At 67.5% G+C, this 23,278-nt stretch carries 27 protein-coding genes and 1 tRNA gene; 13 read left to right on the plus strand and 15 right to left on the minus strand.

The genetic code is table 11. From position 1 onward, the window contains the following. Positions 1-429: 429 nt before the first annotated feature. Both ACFQEV_RS04000 and ACFQEV_RS04005 read right to left on the minus strand, forming a co-directional pair. Positions 430-615, minus strand: a complete 186-nt coding sequence (locus ACFQEV_RS04000; RefSeq protein WP_379692782.1) for a DUF8015 family protein — start codon at positions 613-615, stop codon at positions 430-432. Positions 616-682: 67 nt separating this feature from the next. Then, a complete protein-coding gene (locus tag ACFQEV_RS04005; RefSeq protein ID WP_379692784.1) occupies positions 683-1,450 on the minus strand; it encodes a tetratricopeptide repeat protein in 768 nt (255 codons plus the stop codon). A gap of 245 nt (positions 1,451-1,695) precedes the next feature. Here ACFQEV_RS04005 and ACFQEV_RS04010 point away from each other — a divergent pair, with 245 nt between their 5' ends. Then, on the plus strand, positions 1,696-2,988 hold the full coding sequence (locus ACFQEV_RS04010) for a carboxylate--amine ligase (RefSeq protein WP_379692786.1): 1,293 nt from the start codon (positions 1,696-1,698) through the stop codon (positions 2,986-2,988). Between the two features lie 222 nt (positions 2,989-3,210). On the opposite strand, the gene ACFQEV_RS04015 is transcribed toward ACFQEV_RS04010, so the two are convergent. The 3 genes from ACFQEV_RS04015 to ACFQEV_RS04025 all read right to left on the minus strand — a co-directional run bounded on the left by ACFQEV_RS04015 (position 3,211) and on the right by ACFQEV_RS04025 (position 4,364). Beyond that, positions 3,211-3,295, minus strand: a tRNA-Leu gene (locus ACFQEV_RS04015). A gap of 67 nt (positions 3,296-3,362) precedes the next feature. Then, on the minus strand, positions 3,363-3,719 hold the full coding sequence (locus ACFQEV_RS04020) for a ferredoxin (RefSeq protein ID WP_379692788.1): 357 nt from the start codon (positions 3,717-3,719) through the stop codon (positions 3,363-3,365). Positions 3,720-3,824: 105 nt separating this feature from the next. Next, entirely contained in the window at positions 3,825-4,364 is a 540-nt protein-coding gene (locus ACFQEV_RS04025; RefSeq protein WP_379692790.1) for a peptidylprolyl isomerase, read from the minus strand. Positions 4,365-4,452: 88 nt separating this feature from the next. Here ACFQEV_RS04025 and ACFQEV_RS04030 point away from each other — a divergent pair, with 88 nt between their 5' ends. Next, a complete protein-coding gene (locus ACFQEV_RS04030) occupies positions 4,453-5,430 on the plus strand; it encodes a succinylglutamate desuccinylase/aspartoacylase family protein (RefSeq protein WP_379692792.1) in 978 nt (325 codons plus the stop codon). A 27-nt stretch (positions 5,431-5,457) separates the two neighbouring features. Here the strand turns inward: ACFQEV_RS04030 and ACFQEV_RS04035 are convergent, their stop codons facing one another. Continuing rightward, positions 5,458-6,435 carry an aldo/keto reductase gene (locus tag ACFQEV_RS04035; protein ID WP_379692794.1) on the minus strand — a complete coding sequence of 326 codons (978 nt, stop codon included), beginning with the start codon at positions 6,433-6,435 and terminating at the stop codon, positions 5,458-5,460. Positions 6,436-6,537: 102 nt separating this feature from the next. Next, positions 6,538-7,611, minus strand: coding sequence for an anthranilate phosphoribosyltransferase (locus ACFQEV_RS04040; RefSeq protein ID WP_379692796.1), 1,074 nt, complete (start codon positions 7,609-7,611; stop codon positions 6,538-6,540). A 139-nt stretch (positions 7,612-7,750) separates the two neighbouring features. Here ACFQEV_RS04040 and ahbB point away from each other — a divergent pair, with 139 nt between their 5' ends. Beyond that, positions 7,751-8,803, plus strand: coding sequence for a siroheme decarboxylase subunit beta (gene ahbB, locus ACFQEV_RS04045; RefSeq protein ID WP_379692798.1), 1,053 nt, complete (start codon positions 7,751-7,753; stop codon positions 8,801-8,803). Between the two features lie 10 nt (positions 8,804-8,813). Here ahbB and ACFQEV_RS04050 read toward each other — a convergent pair whose 3' ends face one another. Continuing rightward, positions 8,814-9,140, minus strand: coding sequence for a hypothetical protein (locus tag ACFQEV_RS04050; protein ID WP_379692800.1), 327 nt, complete (start codon positions 9,138-9,140; stop codon positions 8,814-8,816). Between the two features lie 98 nt (positions 9,141-9,238). Next, positions 9,239-10,015 carry a CehA/McbA family metallohydrolase gene (locus ACFQEV_RS04055; protein ID WP_379692802.1) on the minus strand — a complete coding sequence of 259 codons (777 nt, stop codon included), beginning with the start codon at positions 10,013-10,015 and terminating at the stop codon, positions 9,239-9,241. 206 nt (positions 10,016-10,221) lie between these two features. Here ACFQEV_RS04055 and ACFQEV_RS04060 point away from each other — a divergent pair, with 206 nt between their 5' ends. After that, positions 10,222-11,982: a Rieske (2Fe-2S) protein gene (locus tag ACFQEV_RS04060; RefSeq protein WP_379692804.1), complete on the plus strand. Its 1,761-nt coding sequence runs from the start codon at positions 10,222-10,224 to the stop codon at positions 11,980-11,982. A gap of 15 nt (positions 11,983-11,997) precedes the next feature. On the opposite strand, the gene ACFQEV_RS04065 is transcribed toward ACFQEV_RS04060, so the two are convergent. Continuing rightward, positions 11,998-13,041 carry an NAD(P)/FAD-dependent oxidoreductase gene (locus ACFQEV_RS04065; RefSeq protein ID WP_379692806.1) on the minus strand — a complete coding sequence of 348 codons (1,044 nt, stop codon included), beginning with the start codon at positions 13,039-13,041 and terminating at the stop codon, positions 11,998-12,000. Positions 13,042-13,209: 168 nt separating this feature from the next. Here ACFQEV_RS04065 and ACFQEV_RS04070 point away from each other — a divergent pair, with 168 nt between their 5' ends. From ACFQEV_RS04070 to msrB, 4 genes are read left to right on the plus strand one after another with little or no spacing between them, the layout of a single operon-like run. After that, positions 13,210-14,019 (plus strand): aldo/keto reductase, encoded by an 810-nt coding sequence (locus ACFQEV_RS04070; RefSeq protein WP_379692808.1) that lies wholly within the window; start codon positions 13,210-13,212, stop codon positions 14,017-14,019. A 58-nt stretch (positions 14,020-14,077) separates the two neighbouring features. Further along, positions 14,078-14,782: an RAD55 family ATPase gene (locus ACFQEV_RS04075; RefSeq protein ID WP_092532123.1), complete on the plus strand. Its 705-nt coding sequence runs from the start codon at positions 14,078-14,080 to the stop codon at positions 14,780-14,782. Between the two features lie 3 nt (positions 14,783-14,785). Next, on the plus strand, positions 14,786-15,193 hold the full coding sequence (locus tag ACFQEV_RS04080) for a hypothetical protein (RefSeq protein ID WP_379692810.1): 408 nt from the start codon (positions 14,786-14,788) through the stop codon (positions 15,191-15,193). Between the two features lie 40 nt (positions 15,194-15,233). Beyond that, positions 15,234-15,644: a peptide-methionine (R)-S-oxide reductase MsrB gene (gene msrB / locus ACFQEV_RS04085; RefSeq protein ID WP_379692812.1), complete on the plus strand. Its 411-nt coding sequence runs from the start codon at positions 15,234-15,236 to the stop codon at positions 15,642-15,644. 47 nt (positions 15,645-15,691) lie between these two features. On the opposite strand, the gene ACFQEV_RS04090 is transcribed toward msrB, so the two are convergent. Then, positions 15,692-16,129: a universal stress protein gene (locus ACFQEV_RS04090; protein WP_379692814.1), complete on the minus strand. Its 438-nt coding sequence runs from the start codon at positions 16,127-16,129 to the stop codon at positions 15,692-15,694. 132 nt (positions 16,130-16,261) lie between these two features. Between ACFQEV_RS04090 and ACFQEV_RS04095 the strand changes: the two genes are divergently transcribed. Together ACFQEV_RS04095 and ACFQEV_RS04100 are read left to right on the plus strand one after the other, a co-directional pair. After that, positions 16,262-17,053, plus strand: a complete 792-nt coding sequence (locus ACFQEV_RS04095) for a ZIP family metal transporter (RefSeq protein WP_379692816.1) — start codon at positions 16,262-16,264, stop codon at positions 17,051-17,053. Positions 17,054-17,139: 86 nt separating this feature from the next. Continuing rightward, positions 17,140-18,165, plus strand: a complete 1,026-nt coding sequence (locus ACFQEV_RS04100) for an NAD-dependent epimerase/dehydratase family protein (RefSeq protein ID WP_379692818.1) — start codon at positions 17,140-17,142, stop codon at positions 18,163-18,165. Positions 18,166-18,168: 3 nt separating this feature from the next. On the opposite strand, the gene ACFQEV_RS04105 is transcribed toward ACFQEV_RS04100, so the two are convergent. Further along, positions 18,169-19,074 (minus strand): helix-hairpin-helix domain-containing protein, encoded by a 906-nt coding sequence (locus ACFQEV_RS04105; RefSeq protein WP_379692820.1) that lies wholly within the window; start codon positions 19,072-19,074, stop codon positions 18,169-18,171. 153 nt (positions 19,075-19,227) lie between these two features. Between ACFQEV_RS04105 and ACFQEV_RS04110 the strand changes: the two genes are divergently transcribed. Next, entirely contained in the window at positions 19,228-19,620 is a 393-nt protein-coding gene (locus tag ACFQEV_RS04110; protein ID WP_379692822.1) for a pyridoxamine 5'-phosphate oxidase family protein, read from the plus strand. Between the two features lie 65 nt (positions 19,621-19,685). Here ACFQEV_RS04110 and ACFQEV_RS04115 read toward each other — a convergent pair whose 3' ends face one another. Further along, the gene (locus ACFQEV_RS04115) at positions 19,686-20,294 is read right to left on the minus strand and encodes a translation initiation factor IF-2 subunit beta (protein WP_379692824.1); all 609 of its coding nucleotides are present in this window, start codon (positions 20,292-20,294) and stop codon (positions 19,686-19,688) included. Between the two features lie 120 nt (positions 20,295-20,414). On the opposite strand from ACFQEV_RS04115, the gene ACFQEV_RS04120 reads away from it, so the two are divergent. Both ACFQEV_RS04120 and ACFQEV_RS04125 read left to right on the plus strand, forming a co-directional pair. After that, entirely contained in the window at positions 20,415-20,633 is a 219-nt protein-coding gene (locus ACFQEV_RS04120; RefSeq protein WP_379692826.1) for a DUF8015 family protein, read from the plus strand. Between the two features lie 214 nt (positions 20,634-20,847). Then, positions 20,848-21,807 carry a nucleoside hydrolase gene (locus ACFQEV_RS04125; protein WP_379692828.1) on the plus strand — a complete coding sequence of 320 codons (960 nt, stop codon included), beginning with the start codon at positions 20,848-20,850 and terminating at the stop codon, positions 21,805-21,807. A gap of 7 nt (positions 21,808-21,814) precedes the next feature. Here the strand turns inward: ACFQEV_RS04125 and ACFQEV_RS04130 are convergent, their stop codons facing one another. Together ACFQEV_RS04130 and ACFQEV_RS04135 are read right to left on the minus strand one after the other, a co-directional pair. After that, positions 21,815-22,654 (minus strand): ion transporter, encoded by an 840-nt coding sequence (locus tag ACFQEV_RS04130; RefSeq protein ID WP_379692830.1) that lies wholly within the window; start codon positions 22,652-22,654, stop codon positions 21,815-21,817. Between the two features lie 76 nt (positions 22,655-22,730). After that, on the minus strand, positions 22,731-23,150 hold the full coding sequence (locus ACFQEV_RS04135) for a hypothetical protein (RefSeq protein ID WP_379692832.1): 420 nt from the start codon (positions 23,148-23,150) through the stop codon (positions 22,731-22,733). Between the last annotated feature and the right edge of the window lie 128 nt (positions 23,151-23,278).

A 23,278-nucleotide genomic window follows, 5' to 3' on the forward strand; every position in this document is an offset into this window, starting at 1 on the left:
CATCTCACCGAGTGACGCTTCGCTTTGGAGGGCCGAAGCGTCAGCGGGGACCAATTCAGGGCGGCAGCGGCTCGCCGGGCTGCTCCCGGCTGGCCGCTACCTTTTCCCATTCTGCTACACCGCCAGTCGCCACGCCGCGTTCGGAGCGACGCACCCGTCCGTTACGACGCCGAGTTCGTTCGACGCGTAGCGGCATCTCCGTCCGTCCGCGACGACCTGTCACCGTCCAACGGCTTTCGTACGAATAGGAGAGACAGTCCGTCCGCCGGGGAGAATCTCCGAGGAGGCTCTCCGACCTTCAGTCGTCGCTCTGCGCCGAGTCCGCCGACGCCGGCGATAGACGGTCCGAACGTCGATTCGCCGTCGTCTTCTTCCGGACGAAACGCGGAAGAACGTCCACTTTTCTCGTCGCTAGCAGGGGAGAGAACGTCACGCGAACTCGGTGACCGTCCCGACGACGAGAACGACCGCCGCCAAGAGCGCGCCGAGACTGCCCGCGACGTACAGCGGAATCGAGGAGAGAGCGCCGACCGCGCCGCCGCAGACGAGACTCATCCCCATTACGCCGAGCTGGTAATCGTACCGGGTCGGCCCCACGAGCGGTCGTACGGACATCGTGTAATTACATCTAATTAGCCAGCCCCGAATAAGTTGGGGCTCGCACGCGCGTCGAAGACGGTTCTCACTCGGTGAGACGGGCGGCGTCCCCCCGGCGGATGCGGCCGCCCGTCACCCGGTTTTCCGCCTCGGCCGCCGCCTCGTACTCGCCGAGGGCGTCGAGTGCGCGCGCGCGTTCGTCGTGGACCCACGAGTCGCGCAGACCGAGCGTCAGCGCGTTGTCGAGGCAGGTCAGCGCCTCCTCGTGCCGACCGCTCTCATTGAGGAAGTACCCCCTGTCGTACCACGCCTCCGCGAGGCGGGGGTCGAGCGTCACGGCGCGTTCGGCGTGCTCCAACGGACGCGTGCTCTCGCCGAGTTCCCACAGGGCGTACGCGAGATTCGCGTGCGCCGTCGCCGAGATATCGTCGTCCGGTGACGTCGACGACGCCCGACCGTCCGCCGGCGTCCCGTCGCCGATGCGGAGTGCCTCGCGGTGCGCGCCGGCCGCTTCGTCGTACTCCCCGAGGAGGGCGAGTGCGACGCCCTTGTTCACCCACGCCGTTCGGGCCTCTCGACTCCCCTCCTCGGCGTAGAACGCCGCCCGGCCGAACGCGTCGATGGCCTGTTCGTACTGCTCGACGGCGAGGTAGTCGAGACCCACGTCCACCAAGGCCGCCACGTCCACGTCCTCGGCTACGAGCGACGCCTCCTCGACGAGTTCCGCGAGCGCGTAGTCGTCCACGGGGTCTACGTCCACCACCGGCCCGTCGGGTCCGAGGTCGAATCCCTCGTAGGGGTCGTCGAAGCCCTGTCCGTCGGAGTACCGGTGCGACCGGCTCGCGGTCTTCATCCCCTATACTGGCGCGAGACGGGGATAACGTCGTCGGAGGAGCGGTGCGTTATCGACGTGCGGACCGCCGCGCGGCGCGTTCGTCTCCGTCGTCCGCGATGCGGACGCTCGAACTCACCGCCGCTTCGGACGTCCCGGAGTGCGCCTTCTCATGTCCCGATTCGTGTGATCTATCCCATTAATTGACAGCCTACGTGGCGTAAGCACCGATATAATTAGGCGTCGTTGGACTGAAAATGTCAACAATGAACAAGCAAATGGCCGATGGGGGAGGGGTCGCAGTCGTTCCCGCCATAAACGTCGCCAGCAGCGCCGCCTGCCTTCGGTCCCTCGGGCGCCGCGGGGTTCGAACGCTCGCGGTGTCGGAGAAGGCGACGCCGCCGGGATTCAGCTCGAAGTACTGCGAGGGGCGCGCGAGCGTTCCCGACCCGGGAGAGAGCCTCGACTCGTACGGAGACGCGCTGGTGGCCCTCGCCGAACGGCCCGACGTTCGGACCGTCGTCCCGTTCAGGGAAGCCGACGTGTACGTACTCGCGCAGAACCGCGATACGCTCGGAGAGTACGTCGGGACGCCGTGGCCGACGATGGAGACGCTACGGAAGGTCCAAGACCGGGTGAAACTGTTCGCGGAGGCGGAGGCGGCCGGCGTCGGCTCCCCCGAGACGGCGACGCTCGACGAGTGGTCGGACTGGGACCGCGAGACCATCGTCAAGTCGCGGTACACCGTTCTGGCACCCGAGTACGTCGACGGCTCCCGAAGCGGCGTGTCGGACGCCTCGACGGTGTATCTCGCGCCCGGTGAGGAACCGAATCGCTCGGAGATACGCGCCGAGATGGGTCACGTCCCCCTCGTTCAGGAGTACGTCCCGCAGTCCGACGAGTACGGCTTCTTCGCCATCTACGACCGCGGCGAGCCGATGGCGACGTTCCAACACCGCCAACGACGGGGGTGGAAGTACGCCGGCGGGCCGAGCGCGTACAGGGAGTCGGTCCGAATTCCGGAACTCGAAGCGGCCGGGCGGAGTCTGTTGAACCGACTCGACTGGCACGGCGTCGCGATGGTGGAGTTCCTCCGCGACGAACGGACCGGCGAGTTCAAACTCATGGAGGTGAACCCCCGGTTCTGGTCGTCGCTCCCGTTCACCGTCCAAGCCGGCGTCGACTTCCCGTATCTCTACTGGTTACAAGCGACCGACCGCCCGCGCTTCGCGGAGGCCGCGTCCGAAGCGACCTACACCGCGGGGATGGGCGGACACCTCCTCCGCGGGGAGTTGCTCTACCTCCACAGCGTCCTCTTCGAGGAGTACAACCTCGTCGAACGACCCCGATTCGCGGACGCCGTCGTCGACGTCGCGTCCTCGCTCGTCCGACACCCTCGGTTCGACTACCTCAGCGCGGACGACCCCATGCCGTTCGTACGGGACGTTCGAAACTTGATCGAGAGCGCCGACGAGTGGAGGCGGTCCGCGCCGTGGAAACCGGAAGAAGAGGTCGTGGACGCCCCTTCGACCGGTCACAAGCTATCTCTCTGGCGGTGAGGCGCACGTCGGTGGCGTTCGGGCCCCTCGGCGGTCGCAGTTCGGAGAAACGAGCGCGGGGGACGGGATTCGAACCACCGTGAGACGCTTTGCGTCTCACGAGTTCCCGTTCGCGTCGCTCACGGGAACCACGGTCTCTCCGCTCACTACCGCTCGCTCCGCTTCCGAGTCGAACGCCATCGGTACGATACCGACGCCTCACTGTCGTTCGGCGACGAGAAGTGCGGGGGATGGGATTCGAACCCATGGACCCCTACGGGAGCGGATCTTAAGTCCGCCGCTTTTGGCCTGGCTCAGCCACCCCCGCGCACCCACCACTTCCGGGGACTGACCAAAGATGGTTTCGCTTCGTCGGCGGCGGACGCACCCGAGAACTACCAGTCCACGCTGAGCGTCCCGTCCCCGTGCGGGTCGGGCGCTATCTCCTCGTCCGTCCGGCGGTCCACGACGTGGATGACGCCGCGGTCCTTCTTCGCGGGGCACACCTCCGCCGCCCGGACGTTCTCCTCCAGTTCGTCCTCGCCGATGAAGTACGACTTCGGCTTCGCCAGGTTCGTCGCGAGGTCCATCTCCCAGTTGTCGGCGACTTCCGCGCACCGCCCGGCCGCGAAGCACTTGTTCGCCTCGAAGATGATCTTGTAGGGCTTCTCCTCTATCGGTGGCGCGTTCTCGTCGTCGCCGATATCGCTCGGGCGAAGCGGTCCATCCCCGGACCCGTCGGACTCACTCATTACGCCGAGCTAGTGCGCCGCCGGCCTTTGCGCTGTCGATTGCGGTCACGAAAAAGAATCGCGAGCGAGGCGATTCCGGTCCCGCCTCCGTTGAGCTTACGAGTTCTACTCCTCGATCTCGACGGATTCGAGGACGACGTCCTTCATCGGCTTGTCGTTGCGGTCCGTCGGGAGGCTACCGATCTCCTCGACGACGTCCATCCCCTCGATGACCTGCCCGAAGACGGCGTGCTTGCCGTCGAGGTGGGGTTGGGCGTCGAGGGTGATGAAGAACTGCGACCCGTTCGTGTTCGGACCGCGGTTCGCCATCGACAGTTTGCCCGCCTCGTCGTGGTTGAGTTCGTCGTGGAACTCGTCGTCGAAGGTGTAGCCCGGGCCGCCGCGGCCAGTCCCCTCGGGGTCGCCGCCCTGAATCATGAAGCCCTCGATGATGCGGTGGAAGACGGTGCCGTCGTACAGCGAGTCCGTCCGCGTTTCGCCCGTCTCCGGGTCGCTCCACTCCTTCTCGCCCGTCGCGAGGCCGACGAAGTTCTCGACGGTCCGCGGGGTGCGTTGCTCGAACAGTTCGACGACGATGTCGCCGCGGTTCGTCTGGAGCGTCGCAACCGGATTCTCGGGGTCGTCCATCGCGGATTCGTCTACCATAGGGGATGGTGGGTCGTCGGGTACAAAAACGGTGCCTTCGAGGGGCGACCCCCGCATGATACAAGGCGCGCCCGTCCGAGGTGCGGGTATGCACACGGCCGAGACGCTCACCCTCGCGCGCTTGCCCTCCGGCGTTCCGGTGCAGACGACCGTCCACACGTACGGCGGCGCCGCCGACGCCGACGGCCCGACGCTGTACGTGCAGGCCGCCCAACACGGCCGCGAGGTGAACGGGACGGAAGTCCTCCGCCGCCTCCACGAACGACTCGACCACGACGCGGTTTCGGGGACGCTCGTGGCGGTTCCCGTGGCCGACCCCCTCACGTTCGACCGCGTCTCCTACACGACGCCGGAGGAACTCGACTCGGTCAACTCCAACATGAACCGCGTCTGGCCGGGCGACGCCGACGGGTCGCTCCACGAACGGATGGCGGCGGCCCTCTGGGAGTACGCCGGCGAGGCCGACGCGATAGTCGATTTACACACCGGCAGTCCCGAGATGCTCACCCACACCGTCTACCTGAAGGGCAGCGACGAGTCCCGACGGCTCGCCGCGGCGTTCGGCACCGACCTGCTACTGGCGGAGGCCGCCGGCGACGAGGCGGACGCGGAGTGGTCAGAGCGGAACTTCGGCGGCAAACTCCGCGTCGCGGCCACCCGCGAGGGCATCCCCTCCATCACGCCCGAGTTGGCCCACAGCAAGCAACTCGTCGAACCCGCCATCGAAACCGGCGTCCGCGGGGTGACGAACGTCCTCAAGGAACTCGACATGCTCTCGGGCGACCCGGAGATGCCCGCGGACCTGCGGACGGCGCGGAACCACCTCGGGCGCGCCACCGCCTCGGATTCGGGGCTGTTCCACCCCGGCCCCGACACCGTCCTCGGCGAGACGGTGGAGGCGGGCGACCACCTCGGGCGCGTCTACGACCCGACCACGTACGAGGTGCTACAGGAGGTGACGGCCGACCGCGCGGGGTTCGTCTACTCCGTCGCGCGCGAGGCGACGGTCACCGCGGGCGAGACGCTCGTCGGTATCGCGCTTCCGCTACGCGACGGCGTGGAGTGACGCCGCCGCCCGTCTCCGAGGAGGCCCTCACACGTCGCCGATGTCCCGGTTCCAGACGGGCGTTATCGGCTCCTCTAACCGCTCCATCTCCTCGTCGGTGAGGTCCACGTCGAGTGCGCCGACGTCGTCTTCGAGGTGTTCGACCGTCCGCGGACCGACGATGGGCGCGTCCACGAGTTCCTTGCGCAGTAACCACGCCAGAGACACCTGCGCCGCCGTCGCGTCCTTCTCCTCGGCGAGTTCCTCGACCACGTCGAGCACCGCCCAGTTCTCGTCGGTGAACCGGTTCTCCGTGTACTCGTCCGTCGCAGCCCGGCCCTCGTCGGGGTCCTCCCCGCGTTCGTACTTCCCCGTGAGGAACCCGCCGGCGAGGGGCGACCACGGAATCACGCCGAGGTTCTGGTCCGCACAGAGGGGGAGGACGTTCGCCTCCTCGTGGCGGTCCACGAGGTTGTACTCGCACTGCATCGAGACGAACCGCTCGTAGTTGTTCACGTCGGCCTCGTGCAGCGCTTTCATCAGCTTCCACGCGGGCATCGTACTCGCGCCGACGTAGCGGACGACCCCCTCCTCGACGAGGCGGTCCAACGCCGAGAGCGTCTCCTCGATGGGGACGTTCTCGTCCCAGCGGTGGATCTGGTAGAGGTCGATGTAGTCGGTGTCGAGGCGCTCTAAACTCGCGTGCGCTTGGTCGAGGACGTGCTTCCGGGAGAGGCCGCCTCCGTTCGGCCCCTCGCGCATCGGGAAGTACACCTTCGTCGCGAGGACGAGTTCCTCCCTGTCGCGTTCGGCGACGGCCGCGCCGAGAATCTCCTCGCTCTCGCCGCCCGAGTAGGCGTTCGCCGTGTCGAAGAAGTTGATTCCGAGTTCCAACGCCCTGTCGAGGACCTCCTGTGCCTCCTCTCGGTCGTGGAGCATCCACGGCTGTTCGGTTCCGAAGTTCAGACAGCCCATGCACAGCCGAGACACTTCTAGTCCCGTGTTCCCGAGGTTCGTGTACTCCATCCCCGACGAACTCGCTCCGCAGGCGGTTGACTGCTTCGGCGGGGAGGCGACAGGTCCGAATTCGAAACTGCGACGAAAGAGAGAGGGTTTCCGGGGCGTCGCTCAGAACGCGCGCAGGTCTTCGAGGACCGCCTCGGCGTCGCCACTCTCGATGGCGTCGCGGGCCACCTCCAGACCCTCGTCGATGCTGTCGGCGTCCTCGCGAGCGTAGATGCGCAGAGCGGCGTTGAGGGCGACGGCGTCGGCGAAGCGGTCGTCGCGTTCGCCGGCGAGGACAGCTTCCGTGATTTCGGCGGAGTCGCCCGCCACGTCGTCCTCGCTCACGCCTAAGTCGTCGTACTCGAAGTCCATGCCGTACTCGGCCGTCTCTATCTCGAAGTCGTCGAACTCGCCGTCGGTCCACTCGGCCACCTTCGTGTACCCCGGCCGGATGTCGTCGTACCCCTCCATGCCTTGGAACATGAGGACGCGGCGCAGGTCGTGGTGTTCGGACCGCTCGAAGGTGTCTACCATCTTCTTCGCGAACGTGAGGTGGTAGAATGACCCGAGGTGGACGTCGGCGTCGGCGGGGTTCGCGATGGTCTCAATGGTGTTGAAGAACGTGCGGACGCCCATCCGGTCGCGGCGGTCCCACAGGTCGTCCACGACGGGGTTGAACGCGGGTTGGTAGTAGAAGCCGAATCCGGTCTCGTCCACCATGTCGGCGCTCTCCTCGGGTTCCAGTTCTGTCCGGACGCCGAGTTCGTCGAGGACGTGCTTGTAGGCGTCCCGCTTCTGCGTCGGCACCCGGTCGCCGGAGTGGACGACGACGGGCGTGCCCGCGGCGGCGGCGACGATGCCCGCGGCCGCGCCGAGAATCGCCGTCTTCCCCTTGCCGTCGTAGTTCGCGCCGCAGTCGACCGGGTCGGCGTCGGGTTCCGCGTACTCGACGTGCTCGCACATCACGTCGGCGTACGCCGCGAGTTCCTCGGCGTTGTTGTGCTTCCAGCGGTTCGCGAGCCAGAAGGCTCCGAGGGTGGTCGGGTCAGGTTCGCCCGCGAAGATGCGCCGAATCGCGTCCTGCGCCTGTTCGCGCGTCATGTCCTCCGCGGACTTGGTCCCGGAGCCGACCACTTCGGTCATGAGACGCTTCAGCGGCCACTCCCCGAACTCGTCCGTCTCGGACGCTTGAGCCATGTTTGAACGTTGGTCTGCCCCGACAAAAGTAGTCCGTTCGAGGGTCGGAATCCGCCGGTCGAACTACTCGCGCGGGGGCCGTCAGATCGCGCCGTCGTAACCCGAAACCTGTACGTTCGCTCGCTCCTACGTCTACGCAATGAGCGCACTGGAGGGCGATTGGCGCGCGAGACTGGACGACGTCGATGCCGCCCTCATCGACGAGTACCAGAGCGGATTCCCGATAGAACCGCGGCCGTTCCGGACGGTGGGGGAGGAACTGGGCGTCCCGGAGTCCGAGGTGGTCGAACGGGTGCGGCGACTGCGAGAGCGGAAGGTGTTCCGGCGGTTCGGCGCGGTGCTGAACCCGCCGGTCATCGGGAGTTCGACGCTCGCGGCCGTCAGCGCGCCCGAGTCGCGGTTCGCGGAGGTGGCCGAGGTGGTAAACGGCTACCGGCAGGTGAACCACAACTACCGCCGGGACCACGAGTGGAACATGTGGTTCGTCGTCACCGCCGCCTCGCGGGACCGCCGCGACGAGATTCTCGCGGAAATCGAGGAGCGAACCGGCTGTACGGTACTGAACCTGCCGATGCTCACGGACTACTACATCGACTTGGAGTTTCCCGTCGTGAACCGGGACCGCTTCGCCCGCGAGAGCCTCGAAGCGACGGACGTCTCCGCGACGCGCATCTCCGAGGAGGCGACCGGCGACCTCTCGACGCTCGAAGCCGACCTCCTCGTCGAGATTCAGGACGGCTTTCCGCTCTCGCCGACGCCGTACGCGGACGTGGCCGAGGCCGTGGGCGCGGACGTGGACGACGTCGTTTCGGCCATCTCCCGCCTCCTCGACGACGGGTGCATCAAGCGAATCGGCTGCGTCGTCAACCACGTCGTCACCGGCTTCGACTCGAACTGCATGGTCGTCTGGGACGTGCCGGACGACGAACTCGACGCTCGCGGCGAGGCCGCCGGTCGGCTTCCGTACGTGACGCTCTGTTACCACCGGCCGCGCCGGGAGGACCTCGACTGGGACTACAACCTCTTTACGATGATTCACGGCCGCGAGGCGGACGCGGTGGACGAGAAGATAGACGAACTCGCCGCCGACCACCTGCCGTTCGACCACGAACGCCTCTACTCGACGGAGACGCTGAAACAGACCGGCGCGCAGTACGAGGAGTTGGTGAGTTCGGCGGAGCGAGACGGATAGCCGAACGCCGCTACGTTCCCTCTCTGTTCCCCTCTATCAGAACCAGCAACGCCACCGCACAGACGAGAGCGCTGACGAACACCGCGCTCCCCGCCGCGCTATCGGTAAACGGGTGAGAATCGAGGAAGTAGTGGAACCAAAAGAGGTTGGCAAGCGGCGTTCCGTCGGTGCTGGTGACGCCGGGAATCACCTGTCCGACGTCGGGGACGATCGCCCAGAGTCCGCTCACGATGGCGATGGCCCCGTCTTGGTGGGTCCTCCGGTGGAGGCCTGTGACCAGAAGCAGGGCGAGGGCTCCCGCCGCGCCGACCGCGAAGTGGCCGATTCCTAGAGACACGAGAGAACGTGCACGGTAGACGCCCGTATATCGTTCGGCAGAGGCGTCCGCGTCGGCGACCGTCGGATCGGAGTGGTGCTACTCGCCGCCGCGCGCCGTCATCTGGAGAACGGGCCGACGCGGGCGAGCGTTCGCGCGGCCTGCACGGCGCCCGTCTTCGCCAGCGACCCGCTCTTGATCGCGCCTAACTTCGCGTAGTAGCCGCTCTTCCGAAACGCCGCGCCGCCGTAGTGGCGAGTGCTCGTCGGAATCGGGGTCCGCCGCCCCTCGACGCGCGTCGTCCCGTGGTAGATGGCGTCGAGGACGTCCTTGGCGGTGAGCGTCGCGCGGGTCACGTCGGGCACGTCTATCTCGGTGTAGGCGCGGCCGACGTATCCGACCTTGTGCGCGTCGCTGCCGGCGACGCCGGGGTAGCCGTAATCGCGGGCGAACCGGCGCGCGCGGCGGTTCTTCCACCCGGTGAACAGCCACGAGTTGTACACCTCGATGGCGTCGGCGTCGGTCAGTTGGCTCTTGCGGACGCCGTGGCGACTCCGCTGGAACGGGTGCGGGACGATGGCGACGCCGCCGCGGTCGCGAATCCACTCGACGGTGTCGCCGAGGGGTTCGCGGCGCGGCGGCATCGACTCGACGCCGAGGGCGAGGAGGTGCCCGTCGGCCGTCGAGACTTCCACCCCGGGGATGCCGACGAGTCCGTACATGGGGGCGAGTTCCGCGGCCCGAATCGACTCGTGGATGACGTCGTGGTCCGTGATGACGACGGCGTCGAGGCCGATTTCGGCCGCCTGCTCGAGAATCAACTCCACGGGGTCCGAGCCGTCGTACGACGCATCCGAGTGGACGTGTGGGTCGATTCGAACGGTGAGGGCAGGCACGACAGACTGTTCGCTCTCCTCGAATAAAAGCTATCGGCAGACGGGTGTCAGCCCACCGCACGCCGCCGTTACGTATCGAGACCGTCCCTCACTCCCTCTCGAAGCCCGTCTCCGGGTAACCTCCGCAGCGCGCCGAGACGTGTCACCGACGCTACGTATACTCGCTTCAGCGAACGCTTACGGTGCGTGGCACGGTTACTCATCGCATGGCATCCGAACCGCAGGGCGACTTCGTGCGCGCGTGCGCCCTCGACGAACTGAAGGAGGAGGGTCGAACGCTCGTCACCGGACGGGGGACGCCGCTCGCCGTCTTCTACCACGAGGACGAGGTGTTCGCGACCGACAACCGGTGTCCGCACATGGGCTTTCCGCTGACCGACGGCAGCGTCGAAGACGGCGTCCTCACCTGCCACTGGCACCACGCCCGCTTCGAACTCTCCTGCGGCGACACCTTCGACCCGTGGGCGGACGACGTGCGGACGTACCCGGTCGAGGTGCGCGACGGCGACGTGTACGTGAACCCGGACCCCGAACGCGACGAACCGCCCGCGGAGCGGTGGGCGGCGCGCTTGGAGGACGGCCTCGAACGGAACCTCCGACTCGTCGTCGCCAAGTCGGTACTCGGCCTCGCGGACGCGGGCGTCCCGTCCGCGGAGGTGGTCGAGACGGGCGTCCGGTTCGGCGCGCGGTACAGAGAGGCGGGGTGGGGGCCGGGACTGACCGTCCTGACCGCGATGGCGAACGTCCTCCCGCACCTCCGCGAGGAGGACCGAACGCGCGCGCTGTATCAGGGTCTCGCGGAGGTGGCGAACGACTGCGCGGACGAACCGCCGCGGTTCGACCAGGAGGCGTTCGGCGCGCGCGACGTGCCGTACGACCGGTTGAAGTCGTGGTTCCGCGAGAACGTCGAGGTGCGCGACGCCGACGGCGCGGAACGCGTCCTCCGGACGGCGATAGCGAACGACTGCTCGGACGCGCGGGTGGCCGAGATGCTGGCCGCGGCGGCGACCGACCACCGCTACCTGAACGCCGGTCACACGCTCGATTTCGTCAACAAGGCGTTCGAAGCCCTCGATACGGTCGGGCGGGACCGCGCGGAGGCGGTCCTCCCGACTCTGGTTCGGGGGTTGGCGACGGCGGCCCGCGCCGAGGAACGGTCCTCGTGGCGGCAACCCGTGGACCTCGCGTCGATGCTGGAGGGGACGTTCGACGGGTTGGACGAACTCGTCGCGGCGGGCGAGTCGAAGTCGTGGACCGCCCCCGAGGGGTTCACCGAGACGCTCCTCGCGGACGACCCCGAGACGGTGTTCTCGGCGCTCACGTCGGCGATAGCCGAGGGCGCGACGGTGGAGGAACTCGCGGGCGAAGTCGCCTACGCCGCCGGGACGCACGTCGCCCGGTTCGGCACCGTCAACGAGTTCTCTGATTGGAACACCGTCCACCACACGTTCACCTACGCCAACGCTGTCCACCGGTTGGCGCGGCGGACGGGGGCGACGGAACTCTACCGCGGCGTGTTCGACGCGGCGACGAACGTCTACCTCGACCGCTTCCTGAACACGCCGCCCGCGCCGGTGCCGGACCGGCCCGGCGGAGACGCCGACGGCGAGGGAGACGCCGAGACGCACCTCGACGGACTCCTCGCCGCGTTCGACGCGGAGGGGCGGGTGGACGCCGCGGGGCGGCACGCCGCGCACTTCTTAGACCGCGGCGGCGACCCGGCGCGACTCCGCGAACGACTCGGGCGGGGGCTCCTCCGCGAAGACGCCGGGTTCCACACGTTTCAGGCCCTCGAAGCCGGGTTCTCGCAGATAGACGTGCGGGACGACCCGGAGGAGATTCGGACGCTGTTCGTCGCCGTCGCGCGGTACCTCGCCGCTCACTTCCCGACGCGGCGCGAACGGGAGCAGACGTTCACCATCGCCGCGCGCCTCCACCGCGGCGAGCGAATACACGAGGCGGAGTGACCGCGGGGACGCGTCTCAGATGCTCTCGGCGATTCGCTCGCCCGCGTCGTACCCGTTCCAGAGGGCGCGGTGGACGCGCCCCTCGCCGGCCACCCAGTCGCCGGCGAAGTAGAGGCCGGCGTCCTCCGCCGAGCGAATCACGTCCTCGTCTACGCCCTCGTCGGGAAGCGCCAGTCGCCACCCTTGGTCGTCGGTCCAGTCGGGCGCGCGGTACCGGTCGTCGCCGAGGAGTTCGGCCACGTGTCCGGCCGCGGCGGGCGCTACCTCCTCTACCGGTTCGGCGTATCGTTCGGCGGACCACTCGGGGCTCATCTGCGCGACGAACAGGCTCTCGCCCTCGGGGACGTGGCCGTCCTTGCACTCCTCGCGGGAGAGCCAGCCTATCTCGTGTTCCTTGTCCGCGTTCACGAGGCCGTACCACGGGTACTCCTCGCGGAACGGGTAGTGGAGGACGACGGTTTTGACGGTCCGGTACGGGACTGCACTGACCTTCCGTCTCACGTCGTCCAACCGGTCGTCGTCCCAGTGGGTCATATCGAGGAGGGCGGCCGTCTGCGGCGCGGGCGGCGTCAGGAGGATGGCGTCGAACGGCCCGAACGTCTCGCCGTCGACGCACGAGAGGGTCCACCCGTCGTCCTCGCGCGCGACGGTTTCGACCCGCGTTCGCGTCCGCACGTCGGCGTCGGTTCGGTCGAGGAGGCGCGTGCCGAGTTCCGCGATTCCCTCCGTCCACGTCCACTTCTCGGGGGCGTTCTCCGCCGCGTCCCCCTCGGAGAGTTCGCCCGCGGCGTCGAACGTCCACACCGGTTCCTCGACGTTCACGAGGCCCTCCGCGCCCAGTTCGGGAATCAGAGAGGCCGTCCGCTCGTCGGCGTTCTTCACGTAGTTCGCGCCGTGGTCGTATCGGCACCCGCGTCGCCGCCGCGTCGCGGCGCGCCCGCCGACGCCGCCGCCTTTCTCCAGTATCGTCACCTCGGCGTCGGCGCCCGCCTCCGCGATGGCGTACGCGGCCCCGACGCCCGCCGCCCCGGCGCCGACGACGCCGACTCGCCCCGTCACGCCTCGCTCCCGCCGTCTCGCGGCGCGGTTCGGTCGCTATCACGGCCAGTCGCCCCGCAGTGGCTCGATTTATTCGGGCGTCGCATGGGCGGGCGTAGGGGCGCACCCCGCATTACGGTTCGGGGACGGACCCCCGAACCTCAAATCCCTACGGTCCCCCGTGTGCGTATGGACGACGAACCGGAGATACCGACGCTCGGGGAGGCGGACGTGCCCGCACTCGGACTCGGGACGATGGGTCTCGGCACGCCGTCGGAGGCCGAAGCGGTGACGACGGCGTTGGAGATGGGCTACCGCCACGTCGACACCGCGCAGATTTACGACAACGAGTCCGTCGTCGGCGACGCGATAGCGGCGGCCGCCGTTCCCCGAGAGGAGGTGTTCCTCGCCACGAAGGTGTGGGCGGACAACCTCGCGTACGACGACGTGCTATCGAGCGCGCGCGAGAGTATGGACCGACTCGGCGTGGAGTACCTCGACCTGTTGTACGTCCACCGCCCCATCGACGCGTACGACCCCGCGGACACCCTCGCGGCGTTCGACCGCCTCCGCGACGAGGGCCTGATTCGCCACGTCGGCGTGAGCAACTTCGAACCGGAGGAGTTGGCGACGGCGCGCGACCACCTCGATTCGCCGATAGCGGCCCACCAGACGGAGTACCACCCGCTCTTCACCCGACCGGAACTCCTCGCGGACGCGCGTGAACACGGCGCGGTCCCAGTGGCGTACTCGCCGATGGCGGGCGGGGCGGTGACCCGAGTGGAGGAAGTCGTCGCGGTGGCCGAGAAACACGAGACGACGCCGCAGGCGGTCAGTCTCGCGTGGTTGCGCGCGAAAGGCTTCTCGGTCATCCCGAAGTCGAGTTCGGCGGAACACCTCCGCGCGAACCGCGACGCGGTGACGTCTCTGACCCTCGACGAGGAGGACGTGGCGCGAATCGACGCCGTCGAACGCGAGGTGGAACTGTTCCCCGAGTGAGACATTCAGTCTCGCCAACCCCGGAATTGTTATAACCCAGTCTTCGGAGAGTACCCCTATGCGGATTCCGAGTGGGGTTAGCGGGTTCGACCATCTCATCGAAGGTGGGTTCCTCCCCCAACGACTCTACGTGTTGTCAGGTCCGCCGGGAAGTGGCAAGACCACGTTCACGGCGCAGTTCATCGCGGAGGGACTTCGTAACGGCGAGAACTGCATGTATATCACGATGCACGAGACGAAAGAGGAACTCGTGAACGACATGTCGGGGTACGACTTCGGCTTCGAGACCCTCACGTCGTCCGAGCAGTTCCGATTCATCAACCTCGTGAGCCAGAAGGGCAAGCACCTGCTGAACCAGTTCTCGCAGGGGAACAACCCGTCCAGCGTGCAGAGTCTCACGGACAAGATCGTCGCGTTCGTCAACTCGCGGCAGGTGGACCGCCTCGTCGTGGACTCGACGATGCTGCTCCGCCTGTTCTTCGCTGGCGGCGACGAGGAGATGACGCGCTTTCTCACCGCGTTGAAGCAGGGCGAGGCGACGACGCTCCTCATCTCCGAGATGACCGACCCGAGTTCGTACTCCGACGAGCACTACCTCGCGCACGGCGTCATCTTCTTCCACAACTACCTCGAAGCGACGGGGATGACGCGCGGGATACAGGTCGTGAAGATGCGCGGGACGGACATCGACTGCGACATTCGCTCGCTGGAGTTCTCCGACGACGGGTTGGTGGTAGACCCGGCGAAGCGCGTGGACCTGTAGGCCATGTACGACAAGGTATTCGATACCGACTGGCGGACGCTCGAAGCCGAGGACGCGCTTCGGCGGATGTACGCCCTCGGTATCGCCAGCGAACTCGGCCACGAGTTCCCCGAGGAACGGACGCGCATCCGACGCCTCACGAGCACGGCGTACCAGCGGAGCGTGCTGGACCTCGCCTACAACGAGGGCCGCAGGCAGGTCCAAGACGTCCGCGGCGACTTCGACGCCGACTCCGACCTGTGGGACGCCCTCATCGACGAGGACGGGTCGCCGAAAGCGCCGCCGACGCTCGACGTGGACCGGACGCCGGCGGGTCTGCCGAAGGCCGTCTCCCGGGCGTCGATGCTGGAACTCGACGTCGACGAACTGGAGATGCTGCGCATCCCGTCGTTGCTCCGGCGCGACGAGTAGCGCGGAAAGCCGTTTTCCGTCCGCGGCGCGTACGAGAGGTATGAGCGAACGCGCGGCGGAAGACATGCCGAACTCCGAGGACGAGTGGCGCGAACGACTGACCGACGAGGAGTACGAGATTCTGCGGGAGCGAGGCACCGAACCCCGATTCAGCGGCGAGCATCTGGACCGCTCCGAGGAGGGGACGTACCACTGTGCGGGGTGCGGAGCGGAACTGTTCGACTCCGAGACGAAGTACGACTCCGAGTGCGGGTGGCCGGCGTTCTTCGCCGCGAACGACGACAACGTCGAGACGGAGACGGACACCCGCCACGGGATGCGCCGCATCGAAGTGCTCTGTAAGAACTGCGGCGGCCACCTCGGACACGTCTTCGACGACGGCCCCGACCCGACGGGCAAGCGCTACTGCATCAACTCCGTCGCCATCGACTTCGAGAGCGACGAGAACTGAGGCGGCGGCGACGCCGACGCCGAGAACCGACGGACGCCGCTATCCGGTCACTCCCCGTCGCCGTTGAGGTTCGCCGTCAGGACGGGGACGCTCGACCCGGCGACGACTTTCTGCGAGACGCTCCCGATGAGGTTCTTCGTGTAGTCGCCGCGGCGCGTCCCCATCGCTATCAGGTCGGCGTCTATCTCGTCGGCGTACGCGAGAATCTCGTCGGCGGGGTCGCCCTTCCTGACGGCTTCGGTCACGGCGACGCCCGCCTCCGAGAGGCTGGTTGCCGCACGGTCGGTCGCGGTTTCGGCCTCGCCCTCGAGTTCGGCGATGACGTCCTCCTGCATCTCCTCTTGGAGCGTCAGGAAGGCCCGGTCGTCGACGACGTAGAGGACGTGTACCTCCGCGTCCCGACGTTCGGCGACGTCGGCGGCGATTTCGACGACCGTCTGCATCGAGTCGGTTCCGTCCGTGGGCAACAGGATTCGCTGGAACATACCTCTCTCGGGCGTTTGCACCCGGCACGCCTATATCCTCCCCTCCGTTCCCGCGCGGAGAGAACGGTCGGCGGAAACGAACTCCGACGCGGCGGAAGGTACACGTACCGCCGGGACGACGCTCGAAGGAAGATGAACGTCGCCGACACCTTCGTCTCCCTCGTCGGGACGGACCCGTTGTTGCTCGGACTGGCGGGGGGCGTCTTCATCGCGCTCTGTAACACGGCGGGCGCACTCGCCATCGTCGTCTACCCGAACCCGAGCGAACGGGCGTTAGACGCCGCGCTGGGGTTCGCCGCGGGCGTCATGCTCTCGGCAAGTTTCACGAGCCTCCTGCTTCCGGGCATCGAACTCGGCGGACCGTTCCCGGTGTTCGTCGGGTTCGCACTCGGCGTCGTCCTCCTCGACAGGGCCGACGACTGGGCTCCGAACGTCCAACAGGTCGTCACCGGCCGTCGGGTCGACCCCGGAGATAGCAGGATGGCGTCCGTCGTCCTCTTCATCGTCGCCATCACGCTCCACAACATGCCCGAGGGACTCGCCGTCGGCGTCGGGTTCGGGTCCGGCGACATCGGCAACGCCGTCGCCCTGATGCTCGCCATCGGCGCGCAGAACGTCCCCGAGGGACTGGCCGTCTCGCTGGCCGCCCGGAGCGCCGGCCTCGGGTCGTACTTCTACGCCGGCGTCGCGGGGGTGCGCGCCGGCCTCGTCGAGATTCCGCTGGCCGTCGTCGGGGCCGTCGCGGCGGCGTTCGTCGCCCCGATAGTCCCCTACGCGATGGGCTTCGCCGCCGGCGGGATGCTGTTCGTCATCAGCCACGAGATAGTCCCCGAGACGCACGCGCGCGGGCACGAACACGTCGCCACCGCGGGGATGATGGTCGGCGTCGCCGTGATGCTCTACCTCGACGTGACGCTCGCCTGAGGCCCGCCTGATGCCCGCCCGCGGTCCGGTCCGCGACCGACACGCCGGACGCCGAGGTTTTTACGCCCGGCGGACGCGTCGAAGCCATGCACGTTCTCGTCGTCGGCGGAACCGGTCTCATCAGTACCGGCATCACCCGACAGTTGGTCGATGCGGGCCACGACGTCGCCGTCTACAACCGCGGCGAAACCGACGCCGCGATTCCCGACGCCGTCTCGACGCTCCGGGGCGACCGGACCGACTTCGACCGCTTCGAAGCGCAGATGCGCGAACTCGACCCCGCACCGGACTGCGTCATCGACATGGTGTGTTTCACCGAGGCGGAGGCCGAGAGCGCCGTCCGCGCCTTCCGCGGCCGAATCGACCAGTACGTCTTCTGCAGCACTATCGACGTCTACCACCGCCCGCCGCCGCGGAACCCGGTGACCGAGGACGCGCCCCGCCGCCCGTCCGTCAGCGACTACGCCGCCGGAAAGACGGCCGCCGAGGACGTCTTCTTCGAGAATCACGGCGAAGCGTTCGACGTGACCGTCGTCCGCCCGTGGAACACCTACGGCGAGGGCGGAACCCTCGTCCACACGTTCGGCACCGGGTCGTACTACATCGACAGAATCCGCGAGGGTGTGCCCGTCGTCGTCCACGGCGACGGCACCTCGCTGTGGGGCCCCTGTCACCGCGACGACGTGGCCGCGGCGTTCGTCGGCGCAGTCGGCAACGAGGACGCCTATGGCGAGGCGTACAACGTCACCAGCGAGGAGACGATGACGTGGAACCAGTACCACCGCCGGGTGGCGTCGGCACTCGACGCGCCCGAACCCGAGTTGGTCCACGTCCCGACGGACGTTCTCACCGCCGTCGCGCCCGAGAGGACGCGGATGCTCAGGGACCACTTCCGGTACAGCACCGTCTTCGACAACGAGAAGGCGAAACGCGACTTGGGGTTCGAGTACACCGTCGATTTCGAGACGGGCGTCCGCCGGACTGTGGGCTGGTTGGACGAGAGGGACGCCGTCGATTCACTGGAGACCGAACCGTTCGAGGACGAACTCGTCGCCGCGTGGCGCGAGACGACCGAGGAGTTCGTCGCGGCGAACCGGGTCGCCGACGACTGAGGCTTACGCCTCCGCGCCGGTCCCGTCGGACTCCTCCTCTGCGACGTCTCCGTCGGTCGCCTCGGCGGCGTCGGCCACCCACTGTTCGGCCCGTTCGGGACTCACGTCGGCGGCGTCCGCCACGTCCTCGGCGTTCGCGTCCGCGAGTGCGGCGAGCGAGTCGATACCGGCGTCTCTGAGGTCCGCGCCGTACGCCTCGCCGATGCCGCCTACCTCCGTCGGGTCGCCGGCGCTTCGGGAGGTGTCCGATTCGCTCTCGGTCGTCGCTTGCGAGGGGGCCGCCGCCTCCGACGTCGTCTCCGACTCCTCGCCGGTCGCCGTGGCCTCGGTCGCGGGGTCGGGTTCGTGCGCCTCCGCCTCGGCGGCCTCCTCCGCGCCCTGCACCTCGACGTTGTCGGCCTCGTCTTCGCTGTCGTCGTCGAACTGCGCGGTCGCGGGTTCGTCCGCACCGTCGGCCTCGGTTTCCTCTTCCTCCTCCTCGTTTTCGGCCTCCGACTCCGCTCCGTCGGTGCGTTCGGCCTCGACTTCCACCTCGGACTCGGCTTCTATCTCGTCTCCGCCCTCCCGTTCGAGTTCCGTCTCCGCCTCGACTTCGACTTCCACCCCGTCTCCTGCCTCTACCTCCACCTCCGTCTCGACTTCCATCTCCTCTTCGCCCCCGTCAGTCCCGCCCTCGCCGCCTCCCGCGGCGTCCGTCGCGGCGGGGCGGATGTCGCCGTCCGTCGGGAGGACGAACCGGAGTTCGCCGTACGGGACGAACCCGGAGATTCGCTCCCGTTCTTCGTCCTCGAACAGGAGGATCCCCTCCTCGATGGCTTTGAAGTTCCCGCAGGCGACGGTCGGACCGTTCGCCAGGTGGACTGACAACCGCTGTGCTCCGTCCGTCGAATCGTCGGTTTCCGATGACATAGTTGAACTCGCGGACGCGTCCCGCGGACGGGGAGGTACGGACGCGACCGACAGAAGCGTTCGGGCGGTTTCGGGCGACCGTACCGGTTTCTGACGTGTTCTGTCGGCCGTCCGCGCCGAACCGTTTTGTCGTCGGCGCGTCACGACTCTCGCATGTCCCGCGGCGTCGATTCGAGAGCCGAGGAACTGCTGACGAGCGAACCGCTCATGGCGCACCTCGCCACCTGCCACGAGGGCCGCCCGCACGTCGCACCGCTCTGGTACCGGTACGAGGACGGCGTCGTGGAACTCGTCACCACCGGGACGAAACTGCGGAACGTCCGCGAGAACCCGAAGGTGGCGCTGTCGGTGCAGAAAGACGAGGGCGGGCACGCGCAGTGGATGGTGACGCTCCTCGGCACCGCCGCCGTCGTCGAGGACGAGGCGGAGACGCGGGCGGCGACGCGGAAGATAAACGAGAAGTACGGCGCGGACCCCGACGCGTGGGAGGAGAACGTCCTCGTCCGGATCGACGTGGGGTCGGCGTCGTGGCAGACGTACGACTGAGCGAAGCGAGCAGCGGAAAACGAAAACGGCACTCGGAGAAGAGCGTCGAGAGGAGTCGAGAGCGCTTAGACGAGTCGGGCGAACGCGAGCGTCCCGCTCACGTTCTCGATGAGGACGCGGACGACCTGGTCCTCCTGCGCGCCGGGGACGAATATCGTGTACTTGCCGCGTTCGGCGACGCCGTCGCCCTTGCGGCCGGTTCCGGTGATCTTCACCTCGTAGGTGCGACCCTCCTCGACGGCCTCCTGCGTCTGCTGTTTCGACTGCGAGGAGCGCTTTTCGACGGGGCGGAACGCACCGCACGCCTCACAGCGGAGCATGTCGACGCCGTTCTCGGTCACGAGGCGGGTGTCGGGGAGTCCGCACTCCGAACAGGTGACGTACTCGGCGACGTAGCTGTCGAGGGCCTCGTCGAAGTCCGACACCGAGAACGACCCGCTGTACCGCGCGCGGTTCTCGTCGAGTTGCCCGTTCGTCCCGAGCGTTCGCTGGATGAAGCGGTGGACGTGTTCGGGCTTCCGAGAGAGGGCGTCGGCGATGGAGCCGAGGTTGGTCAGGCGGGTGAACGCGCCGTCGGTTTCGCCCTCGGGATCCGGGATAGTGAGTCGAGATTGTTCCTGCGAGCGGTCCGGAAGAACGTCGAGAGCCCGGTCGAGAGAATCAGCGTATTCCATACGTAGTTCAGCATCCCGTCGTTGATAGGGCTTCCGTGGTACGCGCTCGCAGGAGGCTCTCGCGGTAAACGAGGGAGATTCGACCGCCAGAACTTCGGTTCTGCGCGGCGATGTGCCCGTATGGGCTACACGTGGCAGTACTACGACTTGATTCTCGTCGGCGTCTTCGTGAGCATGGTTCTCGGCGTCGCCGTCGGCACCCTCACCTCGGTGTCTTCGAGTCTCTCCGTCGCGGGGTTCGGCGTCGTCGCCGCCGCGTTCATCGGCCACGGTCTGTTCGTCAACGGCCCCGTGGACGACCGGAGCGACCTGACCGACGAAGTGGACACGCTGAACTGAGGCGCGGAACGCCCGGGCGGGCGGTTCGACCCGCGGTCACGATTCTACCGACGCGATACCGACGACTTCCACCAGCGGAATCGACCGCTCCGTCCGCGTCGCCTCCGTCGCGCCGCGCACGACGCCCCACACCCGGACTCGCTTCTCCACCCGATGAGGTAAGGTATCTTACGGATCACGGCGGTTAAGAACGTCCGCTTCGAAGGAGGAGGTTATGTCTCGTCGAGTTATCGTCGATACGGACACTGCGGGCGACGACACGCAGGCGATACTCCTGTTGGCGGCCGCGGACTCTATCGACTTGGAGGCGGTCACCGTCGCCCCGGGGAACGTCGAGTTCGACTACCACGTGGAGAACGCGAAGTACACCCTCGATGTAGCGGGACTCGCGGGCGAGGTGCCCGTCTACGAGGGCGCACGCCGGCCGTTGGTGAAGGACCACGAACACGTCCCGCACATCCACGGCGAGGGCGGACTCGGCGGCGACTTCTTCCCGGACACGGGCGTCCCTTCCGCCGACGGGTTCGCGCCCGACGCCATCGCGGAGGCGGCCCGCGAGTCGCCGGGCGAGATTACGCTCTGCTGCATCGCGCCCCTGACGAACGTCGCCCTCGCCCTCCGGCGGGAGCCCGAACTGAACGAACTGCTGGACGAGGTGTGGGTGATGGGCGGGGCGGTCAACACCCTCGGCAACGACACCCCGTCGGCGGAGTACAACTTCTGGGCCGACCCCGACGCCGCGAAGATGGTCGTCCGGGAACTCGACGTGAATCTCGTCGATTGGGGCCTCACCGTCAGGGACGCGACGTTCGAGGCGGAGTTCCTCGACCGACTGGCGGAGATAGATACCGAGTACTCGGAGTTCTATCGGACGGCGACGAAACGGGTGCGGGAGTTCAGTCGCGAACGCCGCGGCGAGGACGCGACGACCCAACCGGACTCTTTGACCGCGGCGTGCCTCGTCGCGGACGACGAACTCGTCACCGAGTCCTCGCGGTACTTCGTGGACGTGGACGAACGCGAGGGGATGACCCGCGGGTACAGTCTCGTAGACGAGTTGGGCATCACCGACGGCGAACCCCGGACGCGCGTCGTCGAGTCGGTGGACGAGGACCTGTTCCGGGCGATGTTCGAGTCGATGCTCGCGGAGGGCGCGCCCGAGAAGCCGCTCTGACTCCCCTCTACCGCCGCGAATCGTACTCCTGATAGATGACGTGGCCGCACGCCTTGCAGTGGGAGGCGTCCGGGTCGTGGTGCGAGAGGCCGCAGTTCGGGCAGGTGACGTTCACCTTCCCCTTGTTCGACCACTCGCGGACAATCTTCCCCGCCTGCCACGGGACGAGGACGATGGCCGCCAGAATCGACGCGACGGTCACCAACCGACCCGCCGCCGTCACCGGCACGATGTCGCCGAACCCGACGGTGGTCAGTCCCACGACGGCGAAGTAGAAGGCGTCCCCGAAGTTCGAGACGCCGGGGTTCACCCGGTGTTCGATGCTGTAGAAGAGGCCCGCGGTGACGAAGAAGATGGACAGCACCGTCAACAGCAGCTTCGTCACCCGAAGCGTCTCCGCGGAGACGGTGCCGAAGAAGAACTCCTCGTCCTGCGTGAACCGGAAGAACCGCAGGATTCTGACGACTCGGAGCACCCGGAGGAAGCCGATGTTCGCCGCGAGGGGCGTCGGCAACAGCAACACCGCGAACGTCGGCAGGAGAGCCAGGAAGTCCACCATCGTGTACGGACTGAGAAACTCGGCGGCGGTGTCGCGCGCGCCGTACAACCGAAGCAGGTACTCCGCGAGAAACAGCACCGCGATACCGACTTCCGCGCGCCAGAGGAGGGTTCGAGTCGTCTCTGAGAGGGGATACGTCTCCGCGACGAAGATGCCGACGAAGACGAGGTTCCCGAGGAGCAACGCGACGTCTATCGCCTTCCCGAGCCTCGTCCGGTGGTCGAGGAGGTAGAACCGGACCGTCTCGCGGAAGTCCGTCTCGTCGGCGGGGAACGCTCGGCCACCCATGTGGGTGTCCCTTACGGCACGACGGGGAATAGCGTGTCGGCGCGGCGTGCCGACGCCGAACGGGCGAGGCGGGCGACTACGTCTCGCCCATCTCCGCCGCGCCCTCGCGTATCTCCGTCGCCCGTTCGCGGACCCACGAGACGTACTTCTCGACTTTCACCGGTTTCACGCCGTAGAACGACGCCACCCAGTTCACGTCGGTGCCGGGTTGGGTGAGGAAGTACGCCGCCAGCGTGTCACGTCCGGCCTGAATCACCTCCGGCGGGACGCCCCGTTCCCCAGTTCCGGCCTCCTCGAAGCCGTTGACGTCGAAGTACACGTCGGCGTACAACTCCGCCATCTCCGGGTCCTCGAACTCGACGCCCCGGTGCTTCGGCGCTTCGAACCGGTAGCGCCGACCCTCCGGCGCGTCGTACGCGACGATTCGCACGCCGAGGATGTACTCGCGGTGTATCGATTCTGTCGTCTCCGTCGTCGTCTCGTCTAATTTCGCCATGGTTAGGTGAGTGATGAGCGCTCGGTCGGGCGACTCGGAACGCGCCGGGCGCAGTCCGCGCGGACCGCGCCGTTTCGACGGTTCGCCGGGAGTCGGAACCCTCCGTCGCCGTCGATGGTTTCGGCCCT

It is taken from the genome of Halopelagius fulvigenes (assembly GCF_042662625.1).
GTDB lineage: Archaea > Halobacteriota > Halobacteria > Halobacteriales > Haloferacaceae > Halopelagius > Halopelagius fulvigenes.

Excerpts from the sequence above, each read along its gene's own strand:
- ACFQEV_RS04010 (WP_379692786.1), top strand. The coding sequence starts at position 1,696 with ATGAACAAGCAAATGGCCGATGGGGGAGGGGTCGCAGTCGTTCCCGCC.
- ACFQEV_RS04090 (WP_379692814.1), bottom strand. The coding sequence starts at position 16,129 with ATGTTCCAGCGAATCCTGTTGCCCACGGACGGAACCGACTCGATGCAG.
- ACFQEV_RS04120 (WP_379692826.1), top strand. The coding sequence starts at position 20,415 with ATGGGCTACACGTGGCAGTACTACGACTTGATTCTCGTCGGCGTCTTC.
- ACFQEV_RS04040 (WP_379692796.1), bottom strand. The coding sequence starts at position 7,611 with ATGGCTCAAGCGTCCGAGACGGACGAGTTCGGGGAGTGGCCGCTGAAG.
- ACFQEV_RS04000 (WP_379692782.1), bottom strand. The coding sequence starts at position 615 with ATGTCCGTACGACCGCTCGTGGGGCCGACCCGGTACGATTACCAGCTC.
- ACFQEV_RS04125 (WP_379692828.1), top strand. The coding sequence starts at position 20,848 with ATGTCTCGTCGAGTTATCGTCGATACGGACACTGCGGGCGACGACACG.
- ACFQEV_RS04070 (WP_379692808.1), top strand. The coding sequence starts at position 13,210 with ATGGACGACGAACCGGAGATACCGACGCTCGGGGAGGCGGACGTGCCC.
- ACFQEV_RS04110 (WP_379692822.1), top strand. The coding sequence starts at position 19,228 with ATGTCCCGCGGCGTCGATTCGAGAGCCGAGGAACTGCTGACGAGCGAA.
- ACFQEV_RS04020 (WP_379692788.1), bottom strand. The coding sequence starts at position 3,719 with ATGAGTGAGTCCGACGGGTCCGGGGATGGACCGCTTCGCCCGAGCGAT.
- ACFQEV_RS04135 (WP_379692832.1), bottom strand. The coding sequence starts at position 23,150 with ATGGCGAAATTAGACGAGACGACGACGGAGACGACAGAATCGATACAC.
- msrB (WP_379692812.1), top strand. The coding sequence starts at position 15,234 with ATGAGCGAACGCGCGGCGGAAGACATGCCGAACTCCGAGGACGAGTGG.
- ACFQEV_RS04035 (WP_379692794.1), bottom strand. The coding sequence starts at position 6,435 with ATGGAGTACACGAACCTCGGGAACACGGGACTAGAAGTGTCTCGGCTG.
- ACFQEV_RS04025 (WP_379692790.1), bottom strand. The coding sequence starts at position 4,364 with ATGGTAGACGAATCCGCGATGGACGACCCCGAGAATCCGGTTGCGACG.
- ACFQEV_RS04060 (WP_379692804.1), top strand. The coding sequence starts at position 10,222 with ATGGCATCCGAACCGCAGGGCGACTTCGTGCGCGCGTGCGCCCTCGAC.
- ACFQEV_RS04075 (WP_092532123.1), top strand. The coding sequence starts at position 14,078 with ATGCGGATTCCGAGTGGGGTTAGCGGGTTCGACCATCTCATCGAAGGT.
- ACFQEV_RS04005 (WP_379692784.1), bottom strand. The coding sequence starts at position 1,450 with ATGAAGACCGCGAGCCGGTCGCACCGGTACTCCGACGGACAGGGCTTC.
- ACFQEV_RS04115 (WP_379692824.1), bottom strand. The coding sequence starts at position 20,294 with ATGGAATACGCTGATTCTCTCGACCGGGCTCTCGACGTTCTTCCGGAC.
- ACFQEV_RS04105 (WP_379692820.1), bottom strand. The coding sequence starts at position 19,074 with ATGTCATCGGAAACCGACGATTCGACGGACGGAGCACAGCGGTTGTCA.
- ACFQEV_RS04130 (WP_379692830.1), bottom strand. The coding sequence starts at position 22,654 with ATGGGTGGCCGAGCGTTCCCCGCCGACGAGACGGACTTCCGCGAGACG.
- ACFQEV_RS04080 (WP_379692810.1), top strand. The coding sequence starts at position 14,786 with ATGTACGACAAGGTATTCGATACCGACTGGCGGACGCTCGAAGCCGAG.
- ACFQEV_RS04095 (WP_379692816.1), top strand. The coding sequence starts at position 16,262 with ATGAACGTCGCCGACACCTTCGTCTCCCTCGTCGGGACGGACCCGTTG.
- ACFQEV_RS04030 (WP_379692792.1), top strand. The coding sequence starts at position 4,453 with ATGCACACGGCCGAGACGCTCACCCTCGCGCGCTTGCCCTCCGGCGTT.
- ACFQEV_RS04100 (WP_379692818.1), top strand. The coding sequence starts at position 17,140 with ATGCACGTTCTCGTCGTCGGCGGAACCGGTCTCATCAGTACCGGCATC.
- ahbB (WP_379692798.1), top strand. The coding sequence starts at position 7,751 with ATGAGCGCACTGGAGGGCGATTGGCGCGCGAGACTGGACGACGTCGAT.